Genomic DNA, 17,828 nt, shown 5'->3' on the forward strand with positions numbered 1-17,828 from the left:
TAATATTTCCCAAGTTCTAGTTAAATCAATTTGTACCATATCCATAGGCACACCAGATTCTGCTGCATCAATCGCATCTTGTATCGTTTGTCTTGCTTGTTTTAATAATGAAATATGTCTTGAATTAGAAACATAAGTCATATCTTGATTTTGTACTTCTCCACCAAAGAACAAATCTCGAATTTGTATTTCTAATTCATCAATACCTTCTTGTTTTAACATTGAAGTTTGAATTAATGGCGTATCACCTATCATATCTTTAACTTCATTAATATCTATGTTTTGCTCTAAATCCATTTTATTAACAATTACGATTACATCTTCATTTTTAACCACTTCATATAATGTGTAATCTTCTTGAGTCAATGCTTCGTTATTGTTTAATACAAATAAAATTAAGTCTGCTTGGCTAAGAGCCTTTCTAGAGCGTTCAACACCAATCTTCTCTACTATATCTTCTGTCTCGCGTATACCAGCAGTATCAACTAATCTTAATGGCACGCCACGAACATTGACGTACTCTTCTAAGACATCTCTTGTAGTACCTGCTACCTCAGTTACAATCGCTTTATTATCTTGTATTAAATTATTTAACATCGATGATTTACCTACGTTTGGTTTACCAACAATAACTGTAGATAAACCTTCACGCATAATTTTGCCCTGCGCACCGGTATCTAATAAACGATTAATTTCCTGTTTGATTTCTTTAGACTGCTCTAAAAGAAATTCAGTAGTCGCATCTTCAACATCATCGTATTCAGGATAATCAATATTCACTTCCACTTGAGCGAGTATCTCTAATATAGATTGACGTTGTTTTTTGATTAAGTCACTTAGACGACCTTCAATTTGATTCATCGCAACTTTAGAAGCTCTATCTGTCTTCGAGCGAATAAAGTCCATAACTGCTTCAGCTTGAGATAAATCAATACGACCATTTAAAAAGGCACGTTTTGTAAATTCACCTGGCTCAGCCATTCTAGCGCCATATGTCATAGTAAGTTCCAGCACTCTATTAATCGTTAAAATACCACCATGACAATTAATTTCTATAATATCTTCGCGTGTAAATGTTTTTGGCGCTCTTAACACAGACACCATAACTTCTTCAACCACTTCTTTAGATTCTGGATCAATAATATGACCGTAATTAATCGTATGTGATGGAACATCATTTAAAAGATGTTTTCCTTTATATAATTTGTCAGCAATTTCAACGGCTTGCGGTCCAGACAATCGAACAATTCCAATTGCCCCTTCACCCATTGGTGTTGAAATACTCGTAATTGTATCTAAATCCATATTGCTACTCGCCTCCTTCAACGATGTGAATACATTTTAAAGTAAGTTATTATAACCCTAAGGTAAGTCTTACGTTTGTCTGAGGTAAGACTTCGGGAGGTGTTGAGTGGTTAATGTTTACCTTCCCCTACCCTATCATTACTTAATTTTTTTATTAAAAACTTTGGCAATTTTAAGTACGTGCTCAAGACTATTCTGTATTTGTAAAGTCGTCATATCTTTAGCTGGCTGTCTTGCTATTACAATAATATCTTTGGCCAATATATGCGACTTATGTACTTTGAAATTTTCACGTATTGCTCTTTTAATCTTGTTTCTTAACACTGCATTACCTAGTTTTTTAGAAACACTAATACCTAAGCGAAAATGGTCTATTTCTTTATTATTACAAGTGTATACAACAAATTGTCTGTTGGCTACAGAATGACCTTTTTTATATATTCTCTGAAAATCTGCATTCTTTTTAATTCGGTAAGCTTTTTCCAATAACATCACTCGCTTATTTATCGTTTTTATTTGAAGCTATATTTAAACTTCTATTGAGCTTATAACATAAATTTCTATTTATTCTTAATTTAAACGAAAAAAAAGATCACTGATGAGTCAGTGATCTTATGCAGATAAAACTTTACGGCCTTTACGACGACGGCGCGCTAAAACTTTACGGCCATTTTTTGTGCTCATGCGTTTTCTGAAACCATGAACTTTACTATGTTTACGTTTATTTGGTTGATAAGTACGTTTTACCATGCAAAACACCTCCATCTTTATACAGTTATCTAATATACCAGATTATGCAGACTCTGATCACTTTAATAGATAAGATTTTGCGTTTCTTAGATTAAAATTCTCGTATTAGCTCATTGATTATCTAGTCATAATTCAAGCAACTACTACAATATAACAAAATCCTATTTATAACGCAAGTTCATTTTATACTACTGCTCAATTTTTTTACTTTTATCGATTAAAGATAGAAATACACGATGCGAGCAATCAAATTTCATAACATCACCATGAGTTTGGTCCGAAGCATGAGTGTTTACAATGTTTGAATACCTTATACAGTTCTTATACATACTTTATAAATTATTTCCCAAGCTGTTTTGATACACTCACTAACAGATATTCTATAGAAGGAAAAGTTATCCACTTATGCACATTTATAGTTTTCAGAATTGTGGATAATTAGAAATTACACACAAAGTTATACTATTTTTAGCAACATATTCACAGGTATTTGACATATAGAGAACTGAAAAAGTATAATTGTGTGGATAAGTCGTCCAACTCATGATTTTATAAGGATTTATTTATTGATATTTACATAAAAATACTGTGCATAACTAATAAGCAGGATAAAGTTATCCACCGATTGTTATTAACTTGTGGATAATTATTAACATGGTGTGTTTAGAAGTTATCCACGGCTGTTATTTTTGTGTATAACTTAAAAATTTAAGAAAGATGGAGTAAATTTATGTCGGAAAAAGAAATTTGGGAAAAAGTGCTTGAAATTGCTCAAGAAAAATTATCAGCTGTAAGTTACTCAACTTTCCTAAAAGATACTGAGCTTTACACGATTAAAGATGGTGAAGCTATCGTATTATCGAGTATTCCTTTTAATGCAAATTGGTTAAATCAACAATATGCTGAAATTATCCAAGCAATCTTATTTGATGTTGTAGGCTATGAAGTTAAACCTCACTTTATTACTACTGAAGAATTAGCAAATTATAGTAATAATGAAACTGCTACTCCAAAAGAAACAACAAAACCTTCTACTGAAACAACTGAGGATAATCATGTGCTTGGTAGAGAGCAATTCAATGCCCATAACACATTTGACACTTTTGTAATCGGACCTGGTAACCGCTTTCCACATGCAGCAAGTTTAGCTGTAGCCGAAGCACCAGCCAAAGCGTACAATCCATTATTTATCTATGGAGGTGTTGGTTTAGGAAAAACCCATTTAATGCATGCCATTGGTCATCATGTTTTAGATAATAATCCAGATGCCAAAGTGATTTACACATCAAGTGAAAAATTCACAAATGAATTTATTAAATCAATTCGTGATAACGAAGGTGAAGCTTTCAGAGAAAGATATCGTAATATCGACGTCTTATTAATCGATGATATTCAGTTCATACAAAATAAAGTACAAACACAAGAAGAATTTTTCTATACTTTTAATGAATTGCATCAGAATAACAAGCAAATAGTTATTTCGAGTGATCGACCACCAAAGGAAATTGCACAATTAGAAGATCGATTACGTTCACGCTTTGAATGGGGGCTAATTGTTGATATTACGCCACCAGATTATGAAACTCGAATGGCAATTTTGCAGAAGAAAATTGAAGAAGAAAAATTAGATATTCCACCAGAAGCTTTAAATTATATAGCAAATCAAATTCAATCTAATATTCGTGAATTAGAAGGTGCATTAACACGTTTACTTGCATATTCACAATTATTAGGAAAACCAATTACAACTGAATTAACTGCTGAAGCTTTAAAAGATATCATTCAAGCACCAAAATCTAAAAAGATTATCATCCAAGATATTCAAAAAATTGTAGGCCAGTACTATAATGTTAGAATTGAAGATTTCAGTGCAAAAAAACGTACAAAGTCAATTGCATATCCGCGTCAAATAGCTATGTACTTGTCTAGAGAGCTTACAGATTTCTCATTACCTAAAATTGGTGAAGAATTTGGTGGGCGTGATCATACGACCGTCATTCATGCTCATGAAAAAATATCTAAAGATTTAAAAGAAGATCCTATTTTTAAACAAGAAGTAGAGAATCTTGAAAAAGAAATAAGAAATGTATAAGTAGGAAACTTTGGGAAATGTAATCTGTTATATAACAGCACTAATAATAACTGTCATTTTTTACATTTCTATATACTAATGTGGCAAGATGAGCAAAACTCATTTTGTGGATAATGTTTAAAAGTCATACACACCATACACAAGTTATCAACATGTGTATAACTTCGCCAAATCTATGTTTTTACGACTTATCCACCAATCCACAGCACCTACTACTATTACTAAGAACTTAAAACCTATATAATTATATATAAACGACTGGAAGGAGTTTTAATTAATGATGGAATTCACTATTAAAAGAGATTATTTTATTACACAATTAAATGACACATTAAAAGCTATTTCACCAAGAACAACATTACCTATATTAACTGGTATCAAAATCGATGCGAAAGAACATGAAGTTATACTAACTGGTTCAGACTCTGAAATTTCAATAGAAATCACTATTCCTAAAACTGTAGATGGCGAAGATATTGTCAATATTTCAGAAACAGGCTCAGTAGTACTTCCTGGACGATTCTTTGTTGATATTATAAAAAAATTACCTGGTAAAGATGTTAAATTATCTACAAATGAACAATTCCAGACATTAATTACATCAGGTCATTCTGAATTTAATTTGAGTGGCTTAGATCCAGATCAATATCCTTTATTACCTCAAGTTTCTAGAGATGACGCAATTCAATTGTCGGTAAAAGTACTTAAAAACGTGATTGCACAAACGAATTTTGCAGTGTCCACCTCAGAAACACGCCCAGTACTAACTGGTGTGAACTGGCTTATACAAGAAAATGAATTAATATGCACAGCGACTGACTCACACCGCTTGGCTGTAAGAAAGTTGCAGTTAGAAGATGTTTCTGAAAACAAAAATGTCATCATTCCAGGTAAGGCTTTAGCTGAATTAAATAAAATTATGTCTGACAATGAAGAAGACATTGATATCTTCTTTGCTTCAAACCAAGTTTTATTTAAAGTTGGAAATGTGAACTTTATTTCTCGATTATTAGAAGGACATTATCCTGATACAACACGTTTATTCCCTGAAAACTATGAAATTAAATTAAGTATAGACAATGGGGAGTTTTATCATGCGATTGATCGTGCCTCTTTATTAGCGCGTGAAGGTGGTAATAACGTTATTAAATTAAGTACAGGTGATGACGTTGTTGAATTGTCTTCTACATCACCAGAAATTGGTACTGTAAAAGAAGAAGTTGATGCAAACGATGTTGAAGGTGGTAGCCTGAAAATTTCATTCAACTCTAAATATATGATGGATGCTTTAAAAGCAATCGATAATGATGAGGTTGAAGTTGAATTCTTCGGTACAATGAAACCATTTATTCTAAAACCAAAAGGTGACGACTCGGTAACGCAATTAATTTTACCAATCAGAACTTACTAAAAATAAATATAAATAAAGGATGACGTGATTAATTAAAACGTCATCCTTTATTTTTTGGCAAAAATAATTCTAGATGCGTATGTAAAATAAATTTGACAGCATTTTAAACAGCAAATAAAAGACGCCAATTAAATTTATGACAAATGTATCCAAAATTTAATAAGTGTGCTTATATGCCCTTTAAATTTAAAATTTTAATAGTCAATAACAAGTTGAATATAAAAGTTAAACGCCGTTAAATAGCGTTAAAAAATTGAAAATGACAGTATTGCCAAAAAATAAGAATTAATTATTTATATGTAAACGGTTTCTACCTCTATTTTAAATGAAATTTGTGACAAAAAAAGGTATAATATATTAATGACATACAAAGAAATGGAGTGATTATTTTGGTTCAAGAAGTTGTAGTAGAAGGAGACATTAATTTAGGTCAATTTCTAAAAACAGAAGGGATTATTGAATCTGGTGGTCAAGCAAAATGGTTCTTGCAAGACGTTGAAGTATTAATTAATGGAGTGCGTGAAACACGTCGCGGTAAAAAGTTAGAACATCAAGATCGTATAGATATCCCAGAATTACCTGAAGATGCTGGTTCTTTCTTAATCATTCATCAAGGTGAACAATGAAGTTAAATACACTCCAATTAGAAAATTATCGTAACTATGATGAGGTTACGTTGAAATGTCATCCTGACGTGAATATCCTCATTGGAGAAAATGCACAAGGAAAGACAAATTTACTTGAATCAATTTATACCTTAGCTTTAGCAAAAAGTCATAGAACGAGTAATGATAAGGAACTCATACGTTTTAATGCTGATTATGCTAAAATAGAAGGTGAGCTTAGTTATAGACACGGCACGATGCCATTAACAATGTTTATAACTAAAAAAGGTAAACAAGTCAAAGTGAATCACTTAGAGCAAAGTCGTCTAACTCAATATATTGGACACCTTAATGTGGTTCTATTTGCGCCAGAAGATTTGAATATTGTAAAAGGCTCTCCTCAAATAAGACGACGCTTTATAGATATGGAGTTGGGCCAAATTTCTGCTGTTTACTTAAATGATTTAGCTCAATACCAACGTATTTTAAAGCAAAAGAATAATTACTTAAAGCAGTTACAATTAGGCCAAAAAAAGGACTTAACAATGTTGGAAGTATTAAATCAGCAGTTTGCTGAATATGCAATGAAAGTAACTGATAAACGTGCACATTTTATTCAAGAGCTAGAGTCGTTAGCTAAACCGATTCATGCTGGTATCACAAATGATAAAGAAGCGTTGTCGCTGAATTATTTACCTAGTCTTAAATTTGATTATGCTCAAAATGAAGCGGCACGACTTGAAGAAATTATGTCTATTCTTAGCGATAATATGCAAAGAGAAAAAGAACGAGGCATTAGCTTATTCGGACCACATCGAGATGATATAAGTTTTGATGTGAATGGCATGGATGCTCAAACATATGGTTCTCAAGGACAGCAACGTACAACGGCTTTGTCCATTAAATTAGCTGAAATTGAGTTAATGAATATCGAAGTTGGGGAATATCCCGTCTTATTATTAGATGATGTACTCAGTGAATTAGATGATTCGCGTCAAACGCATTTATTAAGTACGATTCAGCATAAAGTACAAACATTTGTCACTACGACATCTGTAGATGGTATTGATCATGAAATCATGAATAACGCTAAATTGTATCGTATTAATCAAGGTGAAATTATAAAGTAACAGAAAGCGATGGTGACTGCATTGTCAGATGTAAACAACACGGATAATTATGGTGCTGGGCAAATACAAGTATTAGAAGGTTTAGAAGCAGTACGTAAAAGACCAGGTATGTATATAGGATCGACTTCAGAGAGAGGTTTGCACCATTTAGTGTGGGAAATTGTCGATAATAGTATCGATGAAGCATTAGCTGGTTATGCAAATAAAATTGAAGTTGTTATTGAAAAAGATAACTGGATTAAAGTAACGGATAACGGACGTGGTATCCCAGTTGATATTCAAGAAAAAATGGGACGTCCAGCTGTCGAAGTTATTTTAACTGTTTTACATGCTGGTGGTAAATTCGGCGGTGGCGGATACAAAGTATCTGGTGGTTTACATGGTGTTGGTTCATCAGTTGTAAACGCATTGTCACAAGACTTAGAAGTATATGTACACAGAAATGAGACTATATATCATCAAGCATATAAAAAAGGTGTACCTCAATTTGACTTAAAAGAAGTTGGCACAACTGATAAGACAGGTACTGTCATTCGTTTTAAAGCAGATGGAGAAATCTTCACAGAGACAACTGTATACAACTATGAAACATTACAGCAGCGTATTAGAGAGCTTGCTTTCTTAAACAAAGGAATTCAAATCACATTAAGAGATGAACGTGATGAAGAAAACGTTAGAGAAGACTCCTATCACTATGAGGGCGGTATTAAATCGTACGTTGAGTTATTGAACGAAAATAAAGAACCTATTCATGATGAGCCAATTTATATTCATCAATCTAAAGATGATATTGAAGTAGAAATTGCGATTCAATATAACTCAGGATATGCCACAAATCTTTTAACTTACGCAAATAACATTCATACGTACGAAGGTGGTACGCATGAAGACGGATTCAAACGTGCATTAACGCGTGTCTTAAATAGTTATGGTTTAAGTAGCAAGATTATGAAAGAAGAAAAAGATAGACTTTCTGGTGAAGATACACGTGAAGGTATGACAGCAATTATATCTATCAAACATGGTGATCCTCAATTCGAAGGTCAAACGAAGACAAAATTAGGTAATTCTGAAGTGCGTCAAGTTGTAGATAAATTATTCTCAGAGCACTTTGAACGATTTTTATATGAAAATCCACAAGTCGCACGTACAGTGGTTGAAAAAGGTATTATGGCGGCACGTGCACGTGTTGCTGCGAAAAAAGCGCGTGAAGTAACACGTCGTAAATCAGCGTTAGATGTAGCAAGTCTTCCAGGTAAATTAGCCGATTGCTCTAGTAAAAGTCCTGAAGAATGTGAGATTTTCTTAGTCGAAGGGGACTCTGCCGGAGGGTCTACAAAATCTGGTCGTGACTCTAGAACGCAGGCGATTTTACCATTACGAGGTAAGATATTAAATGTTGAAAAAGCACGATTAGATAGAATTTTGAATAACAATGAAATTCGTCAAATGATCACAGCATTTGGTACAGGAATCGGTGGCGACTTTGATCTAGCGAAAGCAAGATATCACAAAATCGTCATTATGACTGATGCCGATGTGGATGGAGCGCATATTAGAACATTGTTATTAACATTCTTCTATCGATTTATGAGACCGTTAATTGAAGCAGGCTATGTGTATATTGCACAGCCACCGTTGTATAAACTGACACAAGGTAAACAAAAGTATTATGTATACAATGATAGGGAACTTGATAAACTTAAATCTGAATTGAATCCAACACCAAAATGGTCTATTGCGCGATACAAAGGTCTTGGAGAAATGAATGCAGATCAATTATGGGAAACAACAATGAACCCTGAGCACCGCGCTCTTTTACAAGTAAAACTTGAAGATGCGATTGAAGCGGACCAAACATTTGAAATGTTAATGGGTGACGTTGTAGAAAACCGTAGACAATTTATAGAAGATAATGCAGTTTATGCAAACTTAGACTTCTAAGCGCTGTGAACTGAACTTTTGAAGGAGGAACTCTTGATGGCTGAATTAACTCAATCAAGAATAAATGAACGAAATATTACCAGTGAAATGCGTGAATCATTTTTAGATTATGCGATGAGTGTTATCGTTGCTCGTGCATTGCCAGATGTTCGTGACGGTTTAAAACCAGTACATCGTCGTATACTATATGGATTAAATGAACAAGGTATGACACCGGATAAATCATATAAAAAATCAGCACGTATCGTTGGTGACGTAATGGGTAAATATCACCCTCATGGTGACTCATCTATTTATGAAGCAATGGTACGTATGGCTCAAGATTTCAGTTATCGTTATCCGCTTGTTGATGGCCAAGGTAACTTTGGTTCAATGGATGGAGATGGCGCAGCAGCAATGCGTTATACTGAAGCGCGTATGACTAAAATCACACTTGAACTGTTACGTGATATTAATAAAGATACAATAGATTTTATCGATAACTATGATGGTAATGAAAGAGAGCCGTCAGTCTTACCTGCTCGATTCCCTAACTTGTTAGCCAATGGTGCATCAGGTATCGCGGTAGGTATGGCAACGAATATTCCACCACATAACTTAACAGAATTAATCAATGGTGTACTTAGCTTAAGTAAGAACCCTGATATTTCAATTGCTGAGTTAATGGAGGATATTGAAGGTCCTGATTTCCCTACTGCTGGACTTATTTTAGGTAAGAGTGGTATTAGACGTGCATATGAAACAGGTCGTGGTTCAATTCAAATGCGTTCTCGTGCAGTTATTGAAGAACGTGGAGGCGGACGTCAACGTATTGTTGTCACTGAAATTCCTTTCCAAGTGAATAAGGCTCGTATGATTGAAAAAATTGCAGAGCTCGTTCGTGACAAGAAAATTGACGGTATCACTGATTTACGTGATGAAACAAGTTTACGTACTGGTGTGCGTGTCGTTATTGATGTGCGTAAGGATGCAAATGCTAGTGTCATTTTAAATAACTTATACAAACAAACACCTCTTCAAACATCATTTGGTGTGAATATGATTGCACTTGTAAATGGTAGACCGAAGCTTATTAATTTAAAAGAAGCGTTGGTACATTATTTAGAGCATCAAAAGACAGTTGTTAGAAGACGTACGCAATACAACTTACGTAAAGCTAAAGATCGTGCCCACATTTTAGAAGGATTACGTATCGCACTTGACCATATCGATGAAATTATTTCAACGATTCGTGAGTCAGATACAGATAAAGTTGCCATGGAAAGCTTGCAACAACGCTTCAAACTTTCTGAAAAACAAGCTCAAGCTATTTTAGACATGCGTTTAAGACGTCTAACAGGTTTAGAGAGAGACAAAATTGAAGCTGAATATAATGAGTTATTAAATTATATTAGTGAATTAGAAGCCATCTTAGCTGATGAAGAAGTGTTATTACAGTTAGTTAGAGATGAATTGACTGAAATTAGAGATCGTTTTGGTGATGATCGTCGTACTGAAATCCAATTAGGTGGATTTGAAGATTTAGAAGATGAAGATCTCATTCCAGAAGAACAAATAGTAATTACTTTGAGCCATAATAACTACATTAAACGTTTGCCGGTATCTACATATCGTGCTCAAAACCGTGGTGGTCGTGGTGTTCAAGGTATGAATACATTGGAAGAAGATTTTGTCAGTCAATTGGTAACTTTAAGTACACATGACCATGTATTGTTCTTTACTAACAAAGGTCGTGTATACAAACTTAAAGGTTATGAAGTGCCTGAGTTATCAAGACAGTCTAAAGGTATTCCTGTAGTGAATGCTATTGAACTTGAAAATGATGAAGTCATTAGTACAATGATTGCTGTTAAAGACCTTGAAAGTGAAGACAACTTCTTAGTGTTTGCAACTAAACGTGGTGTCGTTAAACGTTCAGCATTAAGTAACTTCTCAAGAATAAATAGAAATGGTAAGATTGCGATTTCGTTCAGAGAAGATGATGAGTTAATTGCAGTTCGTTTAACAAGTGGTCAAGAAGATATCTTGATTGGTACATCACATGCATCATTAATTCGATTCCCTGAATCAACATTACGTCCTTTAGGCCGTACAGCAACGGGTGTGAAAGGTATTACACTTCGTGAAGGTGACGAAGTTGTAGGGCTTGATGTAGCTCATGCAAACAGTGTTGATGAAGTATTAGTAGTTACTGAAAATGGTTATGGTAAACGTACGCCAGTTAATGACTATCGTTTATCAAATCGTGGTGGTAAAGGTATTAAAACAGCTACGATTACTGAGCGTAATGGTAATGTTGTATGTATCACTACAGTAACTGGTGAAGAAGATTTAATGATTGTTACTAATGCAGGTGTCATTATTCGACTAGATGTTGCAGATATTTCTCAAAATGGTCGTGCAGCACAAGGTGTTCGCTTAATTCGCTTAGGTGATGATCAATTTGTTTCAACGGTTGCTAAAGTAAAAGAAGATGCAGAAGATGAAACGAATGAAGATGAGCAATCTACTTCAACTGTATCTGAAGATGGTACTGAACAACAACGTGAAGCGGTTGTAAATGATGAAACACCAGGAAATGCAATTCATACTGAAGTGATTGATTCAGAAGAAAATGATGAAGATGGACGTATTGAAGTAAGACAAGATTTCATGGATCGTGTTGAAGAAGATATACAACAATCATCAGATGAAGAATAATAAAAAATAAGACTTCCCTATATGTAGGGGAGTCTTATTTTTATGCTAGAAAGTAATGCTTTACTATATTCAATGATTAGTAATGACTAACTTTCTAATTGTTTCATTGCGTAAGGTATTTCATTGATAAGTCTTGATGGTGGCACCACATACATATCTTTTGCAAGGTTTTCGCCAATAAAACTATGTGTATATGTGGCACTCATAACCGCTTCTTTTAAGTTATCAAATTGACCGACAAAGCTTGTAATCATACCAGCAAGTGTATCGCCCATACCACCAGTCGCCATTGCTGGGCTACCGATTGTCAATTTAAAGTCTTCATCTTTAAAGAAAATTTCAGTACCATGTTTTTTAAGTACAACAGTTGCACCTAAACGATCAACTGCTTCACGATTACGCTCATATGTCTGTTCCTCAATAGGAATACCACTTAATCGTTCCCATTCTTTGAGGTGTGGTGTAAAGATCACACGACATGTAGGTAATTGCGGTTTCAGTTTACTAAAGATTGTAATCGCATCGCCGTCTACGATTAAATTTTGATGCGGTTGTATATTTTGTAGTAGGAATGTAATGGCATTATTTCCTTTGAAATCAACGCCAAGACCTGGACCAATTAGTATACTGTCAGTCATTTCAATCATTTTCGTCAACATTTTCGTATCATTAATATCAATAACCATCGCTTCTGGGCAACGAGAATGTAATGCTGAATGATTTGTTGGATGTGTAGCTACAGTGATTAAACCACTACCGCTAAATACACATGCACGAGCCGCTAACATAATGGCACCACCTAAGTTAGCAGATCCACCAATTAATAAAATTTTGCCATAATCACCTTTATGTGAATCTTCTTTGCGCTTAGGAATGTTAATAGAATTTAACGTTTCCATAGTGATATAACCTCCCATGTAAAAGCCTTTTCCGAATTTATTCAATTTTAAAAATATATAGTAACTTTTAACAAAATGTATTATAAATTTCTGAATTCATTATTATTTGTCGTTAAATACAATAGAAAATACTATACCTGTATATGCAATTCGTCAATAGATAAATTATTAAATATGCTTACAACAATCTTAATATCCTTTAACGCACTACAATAGTGCTCTGATAATAGGTTATAAATGTACGTAAAACCATTGTTTCAATAAAAATGAAAACGTATACTTCAAGAAGGATGGGTTACTTAATATAAACAAGGGGGTAACATATATGACTTTATATTTAGATGGTGAAACACTAACAATTGAGGATATTAAATCATTTTTACAACAACAATCAAACATTGAAATTATTGATGATGCGTTAGAACGTGTCAAAAAAAGTAGAGCGGTAGTTGAACGTATTATTGAAAATGAGGAAACGGTTTACGGTATCACTACAGGTTTTGGGTTATTTAGTGATGTACGTATAGACCCGACGCAATATAATGAATTACAAGTGAATCTGATACGCTCACATGCCTGTGGGCTAGGTGAGCCATTTTCAAAAGAAGTAGCATTAGTCATGATGATTTTACGATTGAATACATTATTAAAAGGTCATTCAGGTGCCACTTTAGAATTAGTGAGACAATTACAATTTTTTATAAATGAACGTATTATACCGATAATCCCACAGCAAGGCTCTCTCGGTGCATCAGGAGATTTAGCGCCATTATCACACTTAGCATTAGCATTAATTGGTGAAGGGAAAGTATTGTACAGAGGGGAAGAAAAGGATAGTGACGATGTATTAAGAGAATTAAATAGACAACCTTTGAACCTTCAGGCTAAAGAAGGTTTAGCATTGATTAATGGTACGCAAGCTATGACAGCTCAAGGTGTCATTAGTTATATAGAAGCAGAAGATTTAGGTTACCAATCTGAATGGATTGCTGCATTAACGCATCAGTCTCTTAATGGCATTATAGATGCATATCGACATGATGTGCACGCAGTTCGTAATTTTCAAGAACAGATTAATGTGGCAGCGCGTATGCGTGATTGGTTAGAAGGATCAACATTAACGACGCGACAAGCAGAAATACGTGTACAAGATGCATATACGTTGCGTTGTATACCACAAATCCATGGCGCGAGTTTTCAAGTATTCAATTATGTTAAACAGCAATTAGAATTTGAAATGAATGCGGCTAATGATAATCCACTTATATTTGAGGAAGCAAATGAAACGTTTGTTATTTCAGGTGGTAACTTCCATGGACAACCTATTGCTTTTGCATTAGATCATCTTAAATTAGGTGTAAGTGAATTAGCAAACGTATCGGAACGTCGTCTAGAGCGACTAGTAAATCCTCAATTAAATGGTGATTTACCAGCATTTCTTAGTCCAGAGCCAGGATTGCAAAGTGGCGCGATGATTATGCAATATGCTGCTGCAAGTCTCGTTTCTGAAAATAAAACTTTAGCGCATCCAGCGAGTGTTGATTCTATCACTTCATCTGCGAACCAAGAAGATCACGTATCTATGGGAACTACAGCTGCTAGACATGGTTATCAAATTATTGAAAATGCAAGACGTGTGTTGGCAATCGAATGTGTTATTGCATTACAAGCAGCAGAGTTGAAAGGTGTCGAAGGATTATCACCAAAAACACGTCGCAAGTATGATGAGTTTCGAAGTATCGTGCCATCCATTACACATGATCGTCAATTTCATAAAGATATTGAAGCGGTTGCACAGTATTTAAAGCAATCAATTTATCACACGACTGCATGTCACTAAATCGACATGAGTGATGTTTGAAATCGTTACTTGAAAAAGCAAATATAGTTTGCTATATTAAAATTAACTTAATAAGACATTGTTCGTAGGACAAGTAATATATAGTGTTCGATATCAGAGAGCTTGTGGTTAGTGTGAACAAGAATCAACATATATATGAATCTACCTACTTATTTAAAAGAACAATCGGTGATAACCGTTATTTTAGTGAAGTGCAATTTAGGTTTAGTGTATCTTTATAACTTAAATTGTTAAATAGGGTGGCAACGCGTAGACCACGTCCCTTGTAGGGATGTGGTCTTTTTTTATTTTCTAAAAAATAAAGACGTACGTCATTCCATAATAAATGATAATTATTTGGGAAAGGATGAAGGTTAATGTTAGACATTAGATTATTCAGAAATGAGCCTGACACAGTTAAGAGCAAAATTGAATTACGTGGAGATGATCCAAAAGTTGTAGATGAAATTTTAGAATTGGATGAGCAACGACGTAAATTAATTAGTGCAACAGAAGAAATGAAAGCACGTCGTAATAAAGTAAGCGAAGAAATCGCATTAAAAAAACGTAATAAAGAAAATGCTGATGATGTGATTGCTGAAATGCGCACATTAGGTGACGATATTAAAGAAAAAGATAGTCAATTAAATGAAATTGATAATAAAATGACAGGTATCCTTTGTCGTATTCCAAATTTAATAAGTGATGATGTACCTCAAGGTGAATCTGATGAAGATAACGTTGAAGTTAAAAAGTGGGGTACACCACGTGAGTTTTCATTTGAACCAAAAGCACATTGGGATATTGTAGAAGAATTGAAAATGGCTGATTTTGATCGTGCAGCAAAAGTTTCAGGCGCGCGTTTTGTATATTTAACAAATGAAGGTGCGCAATTAGAGCGTGCTTTAATGAACTATATGATTACAAAACATACAACACAACATGGTTATACAGAAATGATGGTACCACAGCTTGTGAACGCAGATACAATGTATGGTACAGGTCAATTACCTAAATTTGAAGAAGATTTATTTAAAGTAGAAAAAGAAGGATTATATACAATTCCAACTGCTGAAGTACCATTAACGAATTTCTACCGTAATGAAATTATTCAACCAGGTGTACTTCCTGAAAAATTCACTGGTCAATCTGCATGTTTCCGTAGTGAAGCAGGATCAGCAGGTAGAGATACAAGAGGATTAATTCGTTTACATCAATTCGATAAAGTGGAAATGGTACGTTTTGAACAACCTGAAGATTCATGGAATGCTTTAGAAGAAATGACAACAAACGCAGAAGCAATTCTAGAAGAGTTAGGTTTACCATATCGTCGTGTTATTTTATGTACAGGTGATATTGGATTTAGTGCAAGCAAAACATATGATTTAGAAGTTTGGTTACCAAGCTACAATGATTATAAAGAAATTAGTTCATGCTCAAACTGTACGGATTTCCAAGCGCGTCGTGCTAACATCCGCTTCAAGCGTGACAAAGCAGCTAAACCAGAATTAGCACATACATTAAATGGTAGTGGTTTAGCAGTTGGACGTACATTTGCTGCTATTGTTGAAAATTACCAAAATGAAGATGGAACAGTAACAATTCCAGAAGCATTAGTACCATTTATGGGTGGTAAAACACAAATTTCAAAACCAGTTAAATAAAGGCTTTAGCTACAAGCTTTAAAAAGTATATATCTACGTATACTTAAAGCAAGGGCAAGATACTTTAAATAATATTTTAAAAAGTGGTGACGAAGCTGTCGCCACTTTTTTTGTGCTGTAAAAGTATAATAGTGAGCCAATGCACATAACAACAATAAATTAAGTTTGTGGTTTAATGGGGTGAACGCATTTCATTATAGCAACAATACGGGATAATTATGATGAACTAAAACAATCTAAAACGTAACAAGTTTGAGCATCACTAATATAGGAAAGGAAGCGATAAAATACTGATTTCGTTGATATGTAGTATGAGTTATATCGATGGAGTAGGGTAGGGGGAGGGGATGATTATAAGGAAGTGGTACATGAATCAATATCCCAGACTCATCATCAGATATAAAAATTTATAAAATTGATACTTAAAAACAACTACAAATCCATAGAAAATATGGAGGTAGTCTTAAATAAAAAAATGAAAATTCTCAAAAATAAAAAGTTAATATGAAGCTGACTAAAGACTCCGGTATGTCTAACCTCAGACAAACTGATGTCTAATGTTATTGCTTAGGGTATAGAACTGTATTAGACTAGGTATATTATTTTTTCGTAATTATATAAATATAAAGTGGCAAAGGAGGTAATTGAGATGACAACACATTTAAGTTTTAGACAAGGCGTGCAAGAGTGTATCCCAACATTATTGGGTTATGCCGGTGTTGGTATTTCATTTGGTATTGTGGCTTCGTCTCAAAACTTTAGTATTTTAGAAATTGTCTTGTTATGTCTTGTTATATATGCCGGTGCTGCGCAATTTATTATGTGCGCGTTGTTTATAGCAGGTACACCTATATCAGCGATTGTACTAACTGTATTTATCGTAAATTCAAGAATGTTCCTTTTAAGTATGTCGCTTGCACCAAACTTCAAGACATATGGGTTTTGGAACCGTGTTGGATTAGGTTCATTAGTAACTGACGAAACGTTTGGCGTCGCCATTACACCTTATTTAAAAGGAGAAGCTATCAATGATCGTTGGATGCATGGTCTTAACATCACAGCATATTTATTTTGGGCAATTTCATGTGTAGCTGGGGCTTTATTTGGCGAATATATCTCAAATCCGCAAACGCTAGGGTTAGATTTTGCTATCACGGCTATGTTTATCTTTTTGGCCATTGCGCAATTTGAATCAATTACTAAATCGCGATTAAGAATTTACATAGTACTCATTATTGCCGTCATAGTAATGATGTTATCGCTAAGTATGTTTATGCCTTCATATCTAGCAATATTAATTGCAGCCACAATTTCAGCAGCGTTAGGAGTGATGATGGAACGATGATAACTCATATGAACATGTTAATACTTATTTTATTGTGTGGTATCGTAACGCTATTAATTCGAATTATACCTTTTATCATGATTTCAAAAGTGCAATTGCCTGATGTCGTGGTTCGATGGCTATCATTTATCCCAATCACACTA

The 17,828-nt window shown here is 34.2% G+C and carries 14 protein-coding genes and 1 other annotated feature; of the genes, 10 read left to right on the forward strand and 4 right to left on the reverse strand.

The genetic code is table 11. The features are described from left to right. The 3 genes from mnmE to rpmH all read right to left on the reverse strand — a co-directional run. On the reverse strand, positions 1-1,305 hold a 1,305-nt coding region (gene mnmE / locus IDG64_RS13660), incomplete at its 3' end, for a tRNA uridine-5-carboxymethylaminomethyl(34) synthesis GTPase MnmE (RefSeq protein ID WP_206171337.1). A 138-nt stretch (positions 1,306-1,443) separates the two neighbouring features. Next, complete coding sequence (rnpA, locus tag IDG64_RS13665) at positions 1,444-1,797, reverse strand: ribonuclease P protein component (RefSeq protein WP_001789343.1); 354 nt, start codon at positions 1,795-1,797, stop codon at positions 1,444-1,446. Between the two features lie 120 nt (positions 1,798-1,917). Continuing rightward, a complete protein-coding gene (rpmH, locus tag IDG64_RS13670; protein WP_000240855.1) occupies positions 1,918-2,055 on the reverse strand; it encodes a 50S ribosomal protein L34 in 138 nt (45 codons plus the stop codon). A gap of 730 nt (positions 2,056-2,785) precedes the next feature. On the opposite strand from rpmH, the gene dnaA reads away from it, so the two are divergent. The 6 genes from dnaA (at position 2,786) to gyrA (ending at position 11,937) form a co-directional block, all read left to right on the forward strand. After that, the gene (gene dnaA / locus IDG64_RS13675; protein ID WP_001290431.1) at positions 2,786-4,147 is read left to right on the forward strand and encodes a chromosomal replication initiator protein DnaA; all 1,362 of its coding nucleotides are present in this window, start codon (positions 2,786-2,788) and stop codon (positions 4,145-4,147) included. Positions 4,148-4,424: 277 nt separating this feature from the next. Then, the gene (gene dnaN / locus IDG64_RS13680; RefSeq protein WP_000969811.1) at positions 4,425-5,558 is read left to right on the forward strand and encodes a DNA polymerase III subunit beta; all 1,134 of its coding nucleotides are present in this window, start codon (positions 4,425-4,427) and stop codon (positions 5,556-5,558) included. A 380-nt stretch (positions 5,559-5,938) separates the two neighbouring features. After that, positions 5,939-6,184, forward strand: a complete 246-nt coding sequence (gene yaaA / locus IDG64_RS13685) for a S4 domain-containing protein YaaA (protein WP_001789359.1) — start codon at positions 5,939-5,941, stop codon at positions 6,182-6,184. Beyond that, a complete protein-coding gene (gene recF, locus IDG64_RS13690; protein WP_000775115.1) occupies positions 6,181-7,293 on the forward strand; it encodes a DNA replication/repair protein RecF in 1,113 nt (370 codons plus the stop codon). The genes yaaA and recF overlap by 4 nt, the downstream gene beginning before the upstream one ends. A 9-nt stretch (positions 7,294-7,302) precedes the next feature. Then, positions 7,303-9,237: a DNA topoisomerase (ATP-hydrolyzing) subunit B gene (gene gyrB, locus IDG64_RS13695; protein ID WP_000255578.1), complete on the forward strand. Its 1,935-nt coding sequence runs from the start codon at positions 7,303-7,305 to the stop codon at positions 9,235-9,237. A 36-nt stretch (positions 9,238-9,273) separates the two neighbouring features. After that, positions 9,274-11,937, forward strand: coding sequence for a DNA gyrase subunit A (gene gyrA / locus IDG64_RS13700; RefSeq protein WP_206171338.1), 2,664 nt, complete (start codon positions 9,274-9,276; stop codon positions 11,935-11,937). A gap of 86 nt (positions 11,938-12,023) precedes the next feature. Here gyrA and IDG64_RS13705 read toward each other — a convergent pair whose 3' ends face one another. Continuing rightward, entirely contained in the window at positions 12,024-12,836 is an 813-nt protein-coding gene (locus IDG64_RS13705) for an NAD(P)H-hydrate dehydratase (protein WP_000449218.1), read from the reverse strand. A 325-nt stretch (positions 12,837-13,161) separates the two neighbouring features. Between IDG64_RS13705 and hutH the strand changes: the two genes are divergently transcribed. From hutH to IDG64_RS13725, 4 genes are all read left to right on the forward strand, one after another. After that, the gene (gene hutH / locus IDG64_RS13710) at positions 13,162-14,676 is read left to right on the forward strand and encodes a histidine ammonia-lyase (RefSeq protein ID WP_000177479.1); all 1,515 of its coding nucleotides are present in this window, start codon (positions 13,162-13,164) and stop codon (positions 14,674-14,676) included. 72 nt (positions 14,677-14,748) lie between these two features. Next, positions 14,749-14,964 (forward strand) — a binding site (T-box leader). A gap of 89 nt (positions 14,965-15,053) precedes the next feature. After that, the gene (serS, locus tag IDG64_RS13715; protein WP_000884334.1) at positions 15,054-16,340 is read left to right on the forward strand and encodes a serine--tRNA ligase; all 1,287 of its coding nucleotides are present in this window, start codon (positions 15,054-15,056) and stop codon (positions 16,338-16,340) included. A gap of 649 nt (positions 16,341-16,989) precedes the next feature. Beyond that, positions 16,990-17,685 carry an AzlC family ABC transporter permease gene (locus IDG64_RS13720; RefSeq protein ID WP_000207106.1) on the forward strand — a complete coding sequence of 232 codons (696 nt, stop codon included), beginning with the start codon at positions 16,990-16,992 and terminating at the stop codon, positions 17,683-17,685. After that, the coding region (locus IDG64_RS13725; protein WP_206171339.1) for an AzlD domain-containing protein at positions 17,682-17,828 on the forward strand (147 nt) is incomplete at its 3' end. The genes IDG64_RS13720 and IDG64_RS13725, both read left to right, overlap by 4 nt.

This window comes from Staphylococcus sp. EG-SA-15, from assembly GCF_017151895.1.
GTDB lineage: Bacteria > Bacillota > Bacilli > Staphylococcales > Staphylococcaceae > Staphylococcus > Staphylococcus aureus.